At 44.0% G+C, this 13,216-nt stretch carries 13 protein-coding genes; 12 read left to right on the top strand and 1 reads right to left on the bottom strand.

The window, feature by feature from the left end; translation table 11 throughout:
• Positions 1-42 precede the first annotated feature (42 nt).
• The 8 genes from AC58UU_RS30390 to AC58UU_RS30355 all read left to right on the top strand — a co-directional run bounded on the left by AC58UU_RS30390 (position 43) and on the right by AC58UU_RS30355 (position 9,863).
• A complete protein-coding gene (locus tag AC58UU_RS30390) occupies positions 43-1,029 on the top strand; it encodes a 2-hydroxyacid dehydrogenase (RefSeq protein WP_497321147.1) in 987 nt (328 codons plus the stop codon).
• A gap of 205 nt (positions 1,030-1,234) precedes the next feature.
• Positions 1,235-2,353: a GntR family transcriptional regulator gene (locus AC58UU_RS30385; RefSeq protein ID WP_497321174.1), complete on the top strand. Its 1,119-nt coding sequence runs from the start codon at positions 1,235-1,237 to the stop codon at positions 2,351-2,353.
• 394 nt (positions 2,354-2,747) lie between these two features.
• Positions 2,748-4,094 carry an ABC transporter substrate-binding protein gene (locus AC58UU_RS30380; protein ID WP_497321145.1) on the top strand — a complete coding sequence of 449 codons (1,347 nt, stop codon included), beginning with the start codon at positions 2,748-2,750 and terminating at the stop codon, positions 4,092-4,094.
• Between the two features lie 71 nt (positions 4,095-4,165).
• Complete coding sequence (locus AC58UU_RS30375) at positions 4,166-5,104, top strand: carbohydrate ABC transporter permease (RefSeq protein ID WP_171644926.1); 939 nt, start codon at positions 4,166-4,168, stop codon at positions 5,102-5,104.
• A gap of 16 nt (positions 5,105-5,120) precedes the next feature.
• Entirely contained in the window at positions 5,121-5,957 is an 837-nt protein-coding gene (locus tag AC58UU_RS30370) for a carbohydrate ABC transporter permease (protein ID WP_497321143.1), read from the top strand.
• Between the two features lie 167 nt (positions 5,958-6,124).
• Positions 6,125-7,591 carry a spore germination protein gene (locus AC58UU_RS30365; RefSeq protein WP_497321141.1) on the top strand — a complete coding sequence of 489 codons (1,467 nt, stop codon included), beginning with the start codon at positions 6,125-6,127 and terminating at the stop codon, positions 7,589-7,591.
• 7 nt (positions 7,592-7,598) lie between these two features.
• Complete coding sequence (locus tag AC58UU_RS30360; RefSeq protein ID WP_497321140.1) at positions 7,599-8,717, top strand: GerAB/ArcD/ProY family transporter; 1,119 nt, start codon at positions 7,599-7,601, stop codon at positions 8,715-8,717.
• Positions 8,718-8,741: 24 nt separating this feature from the next.
• On the top strand, positions 8,742-9,863 hold the full coding sequence (locus tag AC58UU_RS30355) for a Ger(x)C family spore germination protein (RefSeq protein ID WP_497321139.1): 1,122 nt from the start codon (positions 8,742-8,744) through the stop codon (positions 9,861-9,863).
• Between the two features lie 143 nt (positions 9,864-10,006).
• Here AC58UU_RS30355 and AC58UU_RS30350 read toward each other — a convergent pair whose 3' ends face one another.
• Positions 10,007-10,963 carry an MBL fold metallo-hydrolase gene (locus tag AC58UU_RS30350; protein ID WP_497321137.1) on the bottom strand — a complete coding sequence of 319 codons (957 nt, stop codon included), beginning with the start codon at positions 10,961-10,963 and terminating at the stop codon, positions 10,007-10,009.
• A gap of 178 nt (positions 10,964-11,141) precedes the next feature.
• On the opposite strand from AC58UU_RS30350, the gene AC58UU_RS30345 reads away from it, so the two are divergent.
• From AC58UU_RS30345 to AC58UU_RS30330, 4 genes are all read left to right on the top strand, one after another.
• A complete protein-coding gene (locus tag AC58UU_RS30345) occupies positions 11,142-11,666 on the top strand; it encodes a DoxX family membrane protein (protein ID WP_497321135.1) in 525 nt (174 codons plus the stop codon).
• 129 nt (positions 11,667-11,795) lie between these two features.
• Complete coding sequence (mobA, locus tag AC58UU_RS30340) at positions 11,796-12,407, top strand: molybdenum cofactor guanylyltransferase (RefSeq protein WP_497321134.1); 612 nt, start codon at positions 11,796-11,798, stop codon at positions 12,405-12,407.
• Positions 12,408-12,515: 108 nt separating this feature from the next.
• Entirely contained in the window at positions 12,516-12,680 is a 165-nt protein-coding gene (locus AC58UU_RS30335) for a cytochrome c oxidase subunit 2A (RefSeq protein WP_497321132.1), read from the top strand.
• Between the two features lie 34 nt (positions 12,681-12,714).
• Complete coding sequence (locus AC58UU_RS30330; protein ID WP_497321131.1) at positions 12,715-13,185, top strand: cytochrome c oxidase subunit II; 471 nt, start codon at positions 12,715-12,717, stop codon at positions 13,183-13,185.
• Positions 13,186-13,216 lie beyond the last annotated feature (31 nt).

Raw genomic sequence — 13,216 nt, 5'->3', positions numbered from 1 at the left:
AGGGGTTGTTATATTTGCATAATTGGAAGGGGAAAAACCTTTATGGCGAAATTTAAAGTGGTATTAACCAAAGAAACATGGCCTGCTGCCATGGAAAGAATTGAACAGCATTGTGAGGTAAAGGTTTGGAAAGAAGCTGAACCGATCCCACGGACATTATTACTCGAATGGTTAAAGGATGCAGAGGGTTTATTTAGCACAGGTGATGTACAGGTAAATGAAGATTTGTTGGTTAATGCTCCTCAATTAAGAGTCGTAGCACAATCATCGGTAGGGTATGACAATATAGATATCGATGCCTGCACGAGGAGGGGAATCCCCTTTGGAAATACACCTGGAGTGCTTGTCGAAACAACGGCAGATTTAACCTTTGCTTTATTGCTGAGCGCAGCTCGCCGAATTCATGAATGTTGGGATTTTGTCAAATCTGGAAAATGGGCAAGTACTAACAACATTCCTTTCGGTGTAGATTTATATGGGAAAACTCTTGGTATCGTAGGCATGGGGGATATCGGCTGCGCTGTAGCTAGGAGAGCTAAGGCGTGCGGGCTGAACATTATTTACTATAACCGCACAAGGCGTACGGATGATCAGTTACTCGAAGCGAGATATGTCGACTTTAGGGACTTGCTGCAAGAGTCCGATTTTATCATTACCCTCGTTCCTTTATCGAATCAAAGCCGGGGAATGTTTGGAGCTGAGGAGTTTGCGCAGATGAAGCCATCGGCTTATTTTATTAATGCGGCACGCGGGCCTATCGTGAATACCGAGGCCCTTTACGAAGCATTGAAAAGTAAACAAATTGCATACGCAGCTTTAGATGTGACCGACCCAGAACCCCTTGCGGGAGACCATCCACTACTCAGCCTTCCAAATATCTTAATAACCCCGCATGTAGGTAGTGCAACTTACGAAACGAGAAATCGCATGGCACATTTAGCTGTGGATAATTTATTGGCAGGTCTTGGTAGACAAGCACTTCCAACTTGTGTGAATCCAACGGTTAATTATCCACAGGGAGCCCTTTAAGGGTTGTCCCCTTTTGAAAAAACCAAAAGTAGAGAAGATGACATCTGAAGAAAGTCCCGATGAAGAACACACTCATCGGGCTTCTTTATATTGAAAAGTGCTATAGTGAAGGGAAGCATGAGGCTCTTTTCAAATGTTTGGATTGAAAATCACATATGAAATGATATACTTAGTATATTAACTACATGGTGTTAGGGTGAATTGGATGGAAGGACATTTGTATGAACAGCTTTATAAGCATATCCTTCATGAGATTAAAGAGGGACAATTGAAGGCAGGAGATCGCGTATCTTCTGAAAAAGAATTGGCCGAACGGTTTGGCGTCAGCCGCATTACTTCCAAAAAAGCGTTGGAGAAGTTGGTCGAGGCGGGGGTCATCAAACGAATTCAGGGAAAAGGTTCGTTTGTTGCGGATGGTATCAGAGGGGGATTGGAGCATAAACGTCATTCGGAGGAAATCACGAGTCTGGAATCCGATGAGAAAGAAAGACCGTTGATCGGGTTCATTATTCCGAATTTCTCCGACGAATTCGGCCTGCAGCTGCTTCGATCGATGGAAAAGCAGAGCGCTGAGCACAAATATGATCTGATCATCAAGCGAACTCGTGGGAGCAGGGAGGAAGAAGAACGTGCAATCCAGCTGTTTGTTCGTCTAGGCATCAAGGGTTTAATCGTGACTCCCATCCATGGACAACATTATAATGCTGAACTGCTTCGCCTCGTATTGGACAAGTTTCCCGTTGTATTCGTCGATAGATACCTAAAAGGAATTCCGGTTTGCTCCGTTTACACGGACAATAAGAAAGCCGCCCAGGATCTTACGATTCATCTGATTGGGAGAGGCCACGATAAAATCGCCTTCTTGTCTCCACCGGAGGAAAACACATCAACTTTGGAGGAAAGGCTGCTGGGGTATACCTTGGCTTTTACTCAAGAGGGATTAAAGCTAAATCAGGACTATTGTTTGACGAATTTAAAGGGGACCCTCCCCATGAACCTGGACGGAACCGCAATCGATAGTGACAAAGAGACGATTCAGCGCTTTTTGGAACAATACCCTGATGTAAAGGCATTTGTCGCCTCGGAGTTTCTGGTCGCAACCATGCTGGCTCAGGTCATCGATTCGTTGGGGAAATCACTGGACGAATACGAGATCGTTTGCTTCGATTCACTCAACGATTACCTAGGAAAACCGATATTCACTCACATTCAACAAGACGAGAGGCGGATGGGCGAAAAAGCGGTGGACTTGCTCGTCTCGCAGTTAATCGGTGAAGTGGTCCCCGAACAGAGAATTATCGAACATCGGATCGTCATCAAATAGCCGGTAACGGTGATTGAATAGCAATCGAAAAAACATGGTAAAGCCATGTTTTTTTGTTTTGTTTGGCTTGCCCTATGCGGACGATATCTCTTCAAAAAAGTCTGGAATAGGTCAAATTTTAGACAAGCATGTCGTGAAATTGAAGTTGACATGTTATGTGCGGCGATATTAATATACTTAGTATACATAAACATACTATTTAATGGAAATGAGGTGGACTGGCTCCCTCCCAAGGATTCAAAATCATAAATTCAGCAATAATGTAAACGCATACATAATTGCGCGTGATATCAATTGACTTTTGATCTCATGAACATCGAGTTGTATCGGAGGTGAGCTAGGTTTACAGGAAGTGAAGTTGAATAACAAAACTTACCTTAAGGGGGATTTATGTATGAGAAAATCCAAAAAACTCGCATTTCCAACACTGGTATCTGTTCTCACTATTTCAGTTCTTGCAACCGCATGTTCATCAACTACGCCAACTACGGGAGGCAGCAATTCAACCACTCCATCAACTGCAGCAGCCTCGAACGATAAAAGCGGACAAGGTAATGTAACTGTCACTATGTGGCACGGTCTAACCTCAATCGATTTGGACAATATGAATAAAGTCGTGAAAGCATTTGAAGAAAAAAATCCCACGATCAAAATCAAATTGGTGTATACAGAATCCAATGAGGGCGCCGATCAGAAGCTGCTTACTGCGGTCGCAGGTGGCAACCCTCCAGATATTGCCTATTTCGACCGTTTTAAGGTCGGCTCATGGGCAGCGCAAGGCTCATTGACTGACCTATCTACGATGGCTGCTGGAGCTGGAATAAGTAAGAACTCATATTATCCATTTGCATGGGACGAGTCCAGTTATAAAGGCAAGTTATATGCCATTCCGTTAGGCACGGACTCACGTTTGCTATTTTACAATAAAGATCATTTCAAAGAAGTTGGGCTCGACCCCAACAATCCTCCCAAAACGCTTGCCGAGCTCGAAGCGGCTTCTGAAAAGTTGACCATCAAGGATGGTAAACGTTTCAAACGAATCGGTTTTATTCCATGGTATTCACAAGGCTGGCTATACAGCTGGGGATGGTCATTTGGGGGAGACTTCCAAGATAAATCAACAGGCAAAATCACTGCGAATGATCCTAAGGTCGTAGATGCGCTTCAGTGGATGACCGATTTCGGTAAAAAATACAATGTCGAGGACATTGCAGGATTCACAAGCGCAGCCGGTACGGATGAAATGGATCCATTCATTTCCGGTCAAATCAGTATGAAGATAAGTGGAAACTGGACGGTAGCCGGTATCAAAAAATTTAAGCCAAACATGAATTACGGTGTTACACCGATACCGACACCTACGGGATCAAACTTTAGTACGTGGTCGGGCGGCATGTCCCTTATTATCCCTAAAGGCTCCAAGAACATTGAACCCGCTTGGAAGTTCCTTGAATTCTTGGGTAAAGAAGAGGGGCAATATTTGCTTAACGCCCAGTCTGGCATGTCGGTTATTGATTCGGTTAACGCCAAGTTCGGGTACAAGGACGATCCAATTATGAAAGAATTCGTCAATATTCTTCCGAAATCACACAACCGTCCGGTCATTCCTGAAGGACAGCTGCTTTGGAATGAACTAGCTTCCGCAACGGAAAAGGCCACTCGCGGTAACGGCAGCCCTAAAGAGAATCTCGATAAAGTGACAGAAACTGTAAACAAGGCTCTAGAAAAATATAATAAATAAAATACTCTATAGGCAGGGAGAGCCTCTCTCTCCTTGTCTATTCATGTATGATATTCGGAAGGAGGATGCACATGGCAAAACCAGCTGAGTCTATTCATGTCTTAAAACATACAGCAGCAAGAAAAAAGAGATCATTTCGTACGACAAACTTGATTGGGTGGCTCTTTGCTTCACCTTGGGCTTTAGGTCTCATTTGCTTTTATGCAATTCCAATGTTCGCATCCATCTACTTCAGCTTCACTACTTACAGCATCCTGCAGCCTGGTGAATTTATCGGTCTGAATAATTATAAGGATCTTTTTAATGATCCTTTGTTTTGGAAGTCCATATACAACACGATCTATTTTGCCGTTTTTTTTGTTCCGTTAAGTATATTTTTCGGTGTGGCGCTGGCCATGATGCTAAATATGAAGGTCAAGGGTATGGCTGTATACCGAACGATCTTCTTCTTACCCACCCTTGTGCCACAGGTGGCTTTGGCCGTTCTGTGGATGTGGTTATTGCATCCAAACTTTGGTTTGGTGAATGGCATGTTAGCAAGCCTAGGTATCGATGGGCCCCCTTGGTTGGGTGGTGAGTCATGGTCTAAACCTTCTCTCATCCTTATGTCGTTATGGGGTATCGGTCATGCTGTCGTTATCTACCTTGCTGGCTTAGGGGACATCCCAGACGAGTACTACGAAGCAGCGGAAATCGATGGCGCTAATTGGTTTCAGAAAGCGAAAACAGTAACGCTGCCTTTGCTAACTCCTGTTATTTTCTACAATCTGGTGATGGGAACAATCGGTGCATTTCAACAGTTCACTCTCCCGTACACAATGACCAAAGGGCAAGGAACTCCGGCAAATTCCATGACATTTTATGTCATGTATTTATACGAGAACGGATTTAGATATTTCAAAATGGGCTATGCTTCGGCCATGGCATGGATCTTATTTGTTATTGTTATGGCCTTAACTGCGTTGATTTTCATATCGTCGAAACGTTGGGTTCACTATCAAGGGAAATAAAGGAGGCAATAAAGGAATGAATCCTCTAACTATTAAAAAAATTAACCGAACGTTAGCTCATTTATGCCTAATTATTGCTTCATTCTTTTTCATTATCCCGTTTATTTGGCTGGTCTCAACGTCCTTGAAACCGCTCACACAAATCTTTACATTTCCCCCAGAGTGGATCCCACATCCATTTCAGTGGAGTAACTATTCCCGTGCGGTAGAGTACATCCCTTTCTGGACATATTTAAAAAATACGGCGATTATTACTATAGTTAGTACGCTTGGTGTGATCATATCCTGTCCGTTGGTCGCATATAGTTTTGCCAAGTTGGAGTGGCGCGGTCGCGGCGTGTTGTTCTTCGTTACCCTTGCTGTTATGATGATTCCCGGTCAAGTCACCATGATTCCCCTTTTTCTTTTGTTTACTAAATTAGGTTGGGTTGGAACAGCTCTTCCGCTCATTGTTCCCCAATTTTTTGGAGTACCGTTTTACATCTTCTTATTAAGGCAGTTTTTTCTTGGGCTGCCCGATGCCCTGCGCGAAGCAGCACGCATAGACGGCGCTAGTGAGTTCCGCATTTATCTACAAATCATGTTCCCGTTAGCCAAGTCCGCCGTTTTAGCTGTGGCACTGTTTCAATTTATGGGAAGTTGGACAGATTTCATTGGTCCCTTGCTCTATTTAACCAATGAACCTACCTATACGGTCTCACTCGGATTGCAGCAATTCCAAAGTCAAAAAGGTTCTGAATGGGGCCTATTAATGGCCGTATCCACCTTGATGACATTACCCGTTATTATCCTGTTCTTTTTTCTCCAGAAAACGTTTATTAGCGGAATTACCTTTAGCGGTATAAAAGGTTGAAAAGAGAAAGTTTATGTGAATAAATTAGAACAGCTATGGCTTCGCCTTTTTAAAAGGCGAAGCCATTAGCCATTTAAGGGTCTATGTCTTTTTCCTCTAGCTGTTTGCGTTGTTTCCCATGCATAACTATGGAGAAAATATGGATACTATGGTTAAAGGTGATATGTATGGAATTACCGAATTCCGTTGATCTTTTCGAAGAATCATTGAAAAGCCTGCTCCATAATTGTTCGGATCTTATCGTCAAACATGCTAACGATGACCTTAATCTCATTTATTTCGGTAATTTAGTTGACTCTAATCTCGTTAACCATCAACTGCTCAGTTCCCTACAGCAAACCCGGCTAGAACCATTCTCGATGGAGGGACTTGCTGAATTAATCCCTATTGGCCAGACCGACCTTACTTGTGAAATGGAGCAAGTCATTATCTTGCTGCTGCGCGGTTGGACAGTGGTATATAAAGTTGGACAAACAGACGCCATACTGGTCAATACATCTATGCAACCAAGACGATCTCCGTCCATAGCTGAAATCGAAACGAATGTGATCGGGCCTCAGATCGGGTTCACCGAATCGTTGGAAACGAATCTGGGTATCGTTCGCGCAATTATTGCTCATGAAAACCTGTGTAATGAATCATTTGAAATTGGTGAAATAACGAGAACTCAGGTGCAATTGCTATACTTGAAAGATGTCGCTGAAGAGCAGACCGTCAATACGCTGCGTCAGCGGATTTCGGAACTGGAAGTAGACGGTGTCATCGGGAGCACCCTTCTGGTCCAGCTTATTGAAGACAATTCTATGTCTATTTTTCCTCAAATGATCGTAACCGAACGACCCGATCGTGTCAGTTTTAGCTTATTGGAGGGTAAAGTTGTTCTGCTTGTCAATGGCAGCAATTTTGCAATTGTAGGACCAAGCACATTCCTTGATTTTTTCAAATCACCGGAAGATCATTACCTGCATTGGAATATAGCGATGTTCATTAGAGGATTGAGGTTCTTGGCCATCTTCATCTCGATCCTTTTGACCCCTGCGTATGTTGCAGCATTAACGTTTCATTATGAGATCATTCCTCCTAGTCTGCTTGTTCCGCTATCCCAGTCGCGTTCCAAAGTGCCGTTTCCGCCTTTATTTGAATCGTTATTTCTAGAAATTACGATTGAACTTCTACGTGAAGCCGGGGCTAGACTACCAACCAAGGTTGGGCAAACGATGGGTATCGTGGGAGGTATTGTTATCGGACAAGCGGCGGTTCAGGCCGGATTTACGAGCAACATCTTAATTATGATTGTCGCCTTGGCTGCTCTGTCTTCGTTTACAACACCCATATACTTAATGGGCATTAGTATCCGATTTGTCCGCTTTCCGATGATTATAGCTGCTGGAATTTGGGGTGGGATCGGTATTGTTTTCACGATTTGTTTATTACTCATACATCTCTTACGTCAAACGAGTCTTGGACATCCGTATATGCATCCGATCTTTCCTCCGCGATGGAGGGACATGGTAGATACGGTCATTCGACTGCCTTTTCCACTTCTCTCCGCTCGTTCTACCTTTACACGCACGCCGAATAAGCAAAGGTTCAATAAGAATAAAGCGAAGCAGAAGAAAGACATCGACGAGTAGACGGGTGATGACAAAAATGGAGATTTCGGATAAACCGAGGAAAGGTTTAATGTTTCAAGCGTTCCTACTTATTTTTGTAATCAGTAAAGCCCAATTGGGTGTGGGCGTGCTCGGATTCCAGCGAGTCATTTTTAAATCAGCGGGTCATGATGCTTGGATTTCGGTCATTGTGTCCGGTTTAGCCGCACATCTTTCCGTTTGGTTGATGATTCGCACGCTAGCGCATTATGATTCTGCGGACTTGTTCGGTATTCATTATGCACTATTCGGAAAATGGGTAGGGCGGATTCTTAGCCTCTTGTTTATGACCTATTTCGCATTCTACGTCTTGACGATCTCCCGCACGTATATTGAAACTGTTCAGTCCTGGATATTTCCCGATTTCCCAACATGGCTCCTAATGCTGCTTTTCATTACGCTAATTGCATATGGTCTGACTGGCGGAATTCGAGTGATTATTGGAATGTGCATGTTTGGTTTTGTTTGTTGGATCATGACCACGCTACTTTTTTATGCGGCGATCAAGCATGCCCAGTGGAGTTTTTTGCTTCCGGTCATGGAAGCCACGCCTTCCCAGTTGTTACAAGGAGCGAGTAAAATGCCGCTGACGCTTGCTGGGTTTGAGGTTATTTACTTTCTGTATCCGTTCATTCGAGATCAACAAAACGCTAATCGTTACGCTCAAGTAGGTGTTCTTCTTAGCAACCTGTTTTATTTGTTCATCATGGTCATTTCTATCGTTTATTATAGTCAAAATCAGATGCCAAAAACGATTTGGGCCACTTTTAGTTTTTTGAAAATCATCCGATTTCCGTTTCTGGAACGATTCGAATACATTGCGATTCCGATCTGGATGCTTATCCTAGTATGCAATTTAATGTTATTTACATGGGTCATCCTACGTGGAATGAAGCGTGTTTTTCAGCTAAATCAAAAGCGGACGTTAGCCGTATTCTGTGTCATCCTTTTCGCATGCTCCTTTTTGTTCCAAAAACATGGACAAATATATAAGATGAACTCTATCTTGAACTCCGTGTCTACCTATGTGATCTTTCTTTATCCACCCCTTCTTTTTCTGTTGGTGAAATCTGTACATGCATATAAAAAAAGAACCGTTCAACGCTAGGATTACTCTCGGGGAGTGAAATGCGTGAGAAGACCGCTATGTCTATCTCTATTGCTCGGCACAGTCGTTTTGTTCTCGGGATGTGTCAAACCATTCATATTAGAGAATTTGGCGCTTGGCATTATTATCGGATACGACTCTCTTGAGAAAGAACGCATACTTACAACATCGGTCTTGCAAAAAATCGATCCGAGCGCCAGAGAAAAGACGCAGGTCGTAGCCAGTACGGCATATACCAGTAAAGGTTCGCGCATTTCTTCGAATCGAGAGCTTAGCAAATATTTGGTTGGAGGACAAGTGCGGGTCGTCATGTACGGCAAAAAGCTTGCCTCCAAAGGGATCATCGATCTAGTTGATACCTTGTCCCGTGACCCAGCGCTCGGAGATATGATCTACCTTTGCGTAAGTGATGGAGAAGCTTCACACATTTTAACGCATCGCTATCGGGAAATATCGAATATTGGCATGTATCTCTATGAAAACTTAAGACAAAATTCGGAGAGAGAAGAACTTCCTTCTCCAACACTCCAAGATTTTCTTCGTGATTATTACAGTGAAGGCAAAGATCCAGTGATTCCATTACTGAAACGAAAGGGCAATGAAGTTTATATCAAAGGACTAGCTTTGTTTCATGATGACCGTATGGTTCATGAAGCTTCGCCGCGGCAAGGATTTCTGCTTAAAGTACTACTCAATACGAAGAAGGAGGGAAACTTCGAACTCGTAGCAGACACCGAACCTTTAGCGAAGTACATGAAGCATCCAGATAAAGAAGTTAAAATTGTGTTCGCCACTGCGAAAAGCAGCAGTAAAATTAAGCTTCTTGACACGAAAGTACCAGAATTTATAGTGTCGGTGTCGATACACGGGGATCTTCAAGAAATTTCGGCTCCTTATTCCTTAGATAAGCCCGGGGCTGTATCCGCATTAGAGAAAGAAATTGGAAAAAAACTGAAGGAGGAAATAGAAACATTCATCGCGAGTTTGCAATCGAATGAATCTGATACTGTCGGGTTCGGTGAGGTTTATCGGAGTAAAATAAGAGACTCAAAGCTAACCAAAGCAAAGTGGCACCCCATGTTCAGAGAAGCAAAAATCAACGTTAGCGTAAATTTCACATTGAGACATACCGGTGCTATTGAATGAAGGATCAGAAAGCAAAAGCTGCCATTGGCTTAGTCCAAGGCAGCTTTATTGCTATGTCAGTAGATAAGAAAGTATAAGTTTTATACTTTTGCTGCGCATCTACCTTGACAAACGTGCTCGTCCCAGAAGGACGACGGAGTCGTTTATCCTTGGTCCACCAGTGTTTCCCCGTGTTTCAATAGCTGAAGACGACTTGAGTCGAGCTCCCTTCGCTGCCAATCGGCCAACAACCGGTCAAGTGCTTCCTGCGGCGTATCATCGGCTAGCCGGAAAGCGCCATAATGCATCGGGATGAACGTCGCGGCTCCAACATCGAGGAACGCCTGAATCGCCTCCTCCGGTGTAACGTGCTGCATCCCCATAAACCACTCCGGCTCGTAAGCGCCGATTGGCATAAGCGCATAGCGAATACCTGGAAATCTCGCTCCGATGTCGCGGAAGCCCTGGAAATATCCGCTGTCGCCGGCAAAATAAATCGCATCGTTGTTTTCCTCGCCATCCACTAATAACTCTGCTGATCGATTGATCACCCAGCCTCCCCAAAGCGACTTGTTCGTATCCGTCAGCGTTCGCCGAGTCCAATGCTGCGCTGGAACGAAATGAAACTCCAGCGGCCCGACCGTCGTCTTCCCCCACCAGGGCAGCTCGTGGACCGTACTCATTCCTAGCCGCCTCATCTTCAAGCCAAGTCCTTCAGGCACTAGTGCGACAGGCGAGCCTTTCAGCTTGCGCAATGATCCGACGTGCAGGTGATCATAATGCGAATGAGAGAGCAAGACGATATCAACCGGAGGTATTTCATCAAGTGTAAGTCCTGGCGCCTCTAGTCTGCGTGCAAAGCCCATCCGGTTCGCCCAAACCGGGTCCGTAACGATCGTCAAGCCCGCCATCTGCAACAGGAAAGTCGAATGTCCTATCCAAGTGATCGTTGTTTCGCTGTGGTTATTCATAAGCAGCTCTTGCTGCTTATGTTCTGCTTGGCCTATGCGTAAGCTGAGATCTTTAACTTTCCCCTTTCGTTCTTGCTGCCATCGGCGAATTTCCTTCCATGTTTTCACCTTCGCGGCTGGATCCGCATTGCTATAACGTTTGCGTGCCATAAATCGCTACTCCCCTCAGCAAGCCCCTATAAGTCCTTTAAAATATTATCTCCGTATCTATTAAGATGTAGAATCTTATTGCTTTTGTCAATGTCCGTGAGGTGTGATCTATTTCACATACCGGAATGTTTTTTTGAAATATAATGAAGCCAGAAAAGAAAAAAAGGAGATGGTTCAAATGATGAAGTGGTTAAGGGGAAATCGTTACGCGGCCATGATGTTGACGATTATTCGTTTGTATGTTGGTTGGGAGTGGATGACAGCGGGATGGCATAAAATCGCCGGAGCAAAGCCATTTGACGCAACGGGTTATCTGAAAGGCGCAATTGCGAAACCAGTCCTTGAATCGGGAACTACGGATATGGTTTACGCGAATTACGTTGCTTTCTTGAAAAGCTTTGCCCTCCCCAATGTGGGCATCTTCAATACGATAGTTCCTTGGGGGGAATTGTTAGTTGGTTTGGGTCTGATTCTTGGCGCACTGACGACTACAGCCATATTCTTTGGATTATTAATGAACTTTATGTATATGTTCGCTGGAACGGTTAGCAGCAATCCATGGTTAGTACTTCTTGGATTCTTTATCATCGCCGCAGGCGCTAACGCAGGCAAGTTCGGCGTTGACCATCTGATCCTTCCGTATCTTCACAAATGGTTTGATAAACTAGTCGATAGACTTCATTTGAAGCCAAAATATAAATAAATGAGAACATTGGAGCGGGTAATTTACAAAGGATGTTCATATATGCGAAAAGAACCTACTCTTTGACTCAGTCCGCTGAAGAAGAGTAGGTGTTTTTTTCTCACTACAAAACGGGATAGAGGGAGTGTGATGGTGATGCTTACGGGCGTCATTTTGGCTGGTGGAGCGAACCGTCGAATGAATGGGGAACTGAAAGCATTACTTCCTTTTGGTGGACAGCCACTCATTGTTCGCCAAGTGGATCGGATGAAGATATTGTGTGATGAAATCATTGTTGTAACCAACGATCCTAAGTCGTATCTTCCTATCTTGGACCGTTCGGTACGGATCATTACGGATTTTCACACCGGCAATGGACCGCTTGGGGGCATGCATGCGGGATTGTCGCTAGCTAAGCATTCATCTGTATGGGTTGTTGGATGTGATATGCCTTTTATTTCGTACAAAGCTGCCGAACTTTTGTGGAACAGAAAGCGGGAAGGTATTGAGGCTGTAATTCCTTTTGTATCAGGTAAATTAGTTCCCCTGCATGGGATTTATGATCGAGAATGCAAGACAAAGATTCTTCCACTGCTCAATAAAGGTGAAACTCGGTTTTCTGCTTTACTGGAACATATTTTCTGGAGTGAGTTAGGGGATGACTATTTGCAGATGAATGGCGTCGATTTGAAATTCATCGCGAGTATCAAGACCATGGACGATTATCTAGCTTTCCAACACGCCGTGAAGACGGGGATGTAAGGAATTGTATCCTTTCTTAGATACGGAATGTGACATAAATCATAGTGGCCCCGGGAGAATGCTCCTAGAATGAGGATAGCTAGATTTTAAGTTGGAGGTGGGTCTGATATGAGTATTAGAAAATTAAGCAATGAGCAGCCCGAACAAATGAGAATAAACAAGGCAGATCAAGAACCAGTATTGAAAGGCACATTTGCCTCGGTCATGCTGCTTGGAGCTTTTCTGGCCATAACCTGGGTAGCTGTATTTCTATTATTTCTGTACAGACAGTAGTTCATTTCACGATTAGAAAAGGGTGGTTTAAGCCATGCATATTCATAAACTTGAGAAAATTTGGCTAGCAATTGGCATCAGCATGCTGATCGTGTTCCTTGGCGTATTGGGTGTTTCCGCGTTTGCCATGGGGGTAAAACCGCCAAGTGAGCATCATCATCGGATTGATCCTGCGAAAGTAACAGAGACAGCTCCTTTTGACAAACTAGGATTGTATAAGACCGGAGAAAAAGAATACGAAGCAGTGATGACCGCTTTTACATTCGGATATGCCCCAGACAAGATGGAAGTTCCTGTTGGTGCAACGATTAAGTTTGTAGTAACGAGCCAGGATGTCGTTCACGGCTTCGAAATTCCAGGAACGAACGTAAATATGATGATTGTTCCAGGCGAAATCAGCCAAGTTACGCATACGTTTACTAAACCTGGCGAGTACCTTATCTTGTGCAACGAATATTGCGGTGGAGCGCATGAATATATGAAAACTACGATTATCGTGAAATGACGGGAAGAAGCACAGAAGGGTGGAAGTCTGC

Source organism: Paenibacillus sp. JT22N1, from assembly GCF_059692155.1.
The sequence above is the reverse complement of the archived record's forward strand: the minus strand, read 5'-3'. Positions and strand labels throughout refer to the sequence as shown.

Excerpts from the sequence above, each read along its gene's own strand:
- AC58UU_RS30335 (WP_497321132.1), top strand. The coding sequence starts at position 12,516 with ATGAGTATTAGAAAATTAAGCAATGAGCAGCCCGAACAAATGAGAATA.
- AC58UU_RS30330 (WP_497321131.1), top strand. The coding sequence starts at position 12,715 with ATGCATATTCATAAACTTGAGAAAATTTGGCTAGCAATTGGCATCAGC.
- AC58UU_RS30390 (WP_497321147.1), top strand. The coding sequence starts at position 43 with ATGGCGAAATTTAAAGTGGTATTAACCAAAGAAACATGGCCTGCTGCC.
- AC58UU_RS30375 (WP_171644926.1), top strand. The coding sequence starts at position 4,166 with ATGGCAAAACCAGCTGAGTCTATTCATGTCTTAAAACATACAGCAGCA.
- AC58UU_RS30380 (WP_497321145.1), top strand. The coding sequence starts at position 2,748 with ATGAGAAAATCCAAAAAACTCGCATTTCCAACACTGGTATCTGTTCTC.
- AC58UU_RS30365 (WP_497321141.1), top strand. The coding sequence starts at position 6,125 with ATGGAATTACCGAATTCCGTTGATCTTTTCGAAGAATCATTGAAAAGC.
- AC58UU_RS30385 (WP_497321174.1), top strand. The coding sequence starts at position 1,235 with ATGGAAGGACATTTGTATGAACAGCTTTATAAGCATATCCTTCATGAG.
- AC58UU_RS30345 (WP_497321135.1), top strand. The coding sequence starts at position 11,142 with ATGATGAAGTGGTTAAGGGGAAATCGTTACGCGGCCATGATGTTGACG.
- mobA (WP_497321134.1), top strand. The coding sequence starts at position 11,796 with ATGGTGATGCTTACGGGCGTCATTTTGGCTGGTGGAGCGAACCGTCGA.
- AC58UU_RS30350 (WP_497321137.1), bottom strand. The coding sequence starts at position 10,963 with ATGGCACGCAAACGTTATAGCAATGCGGATCCAGCCGCGAAGGTGAAA.
- AC58UU_RS30370 (WP_497321143.1), top strand. The coding sequence starts at position 5,121 with ATGAATCCTCTAACTATTAAAAAAATTAACCGAACGTTAGCTCATTTA.
- AC58UU_RS30360 (WP_497321140.1), top strand. The coding sequence starts at position 7,599 with ATGACAAAAATGGAGATTTCGGATAAACCGAGGAAAGGTTTAATGTTT.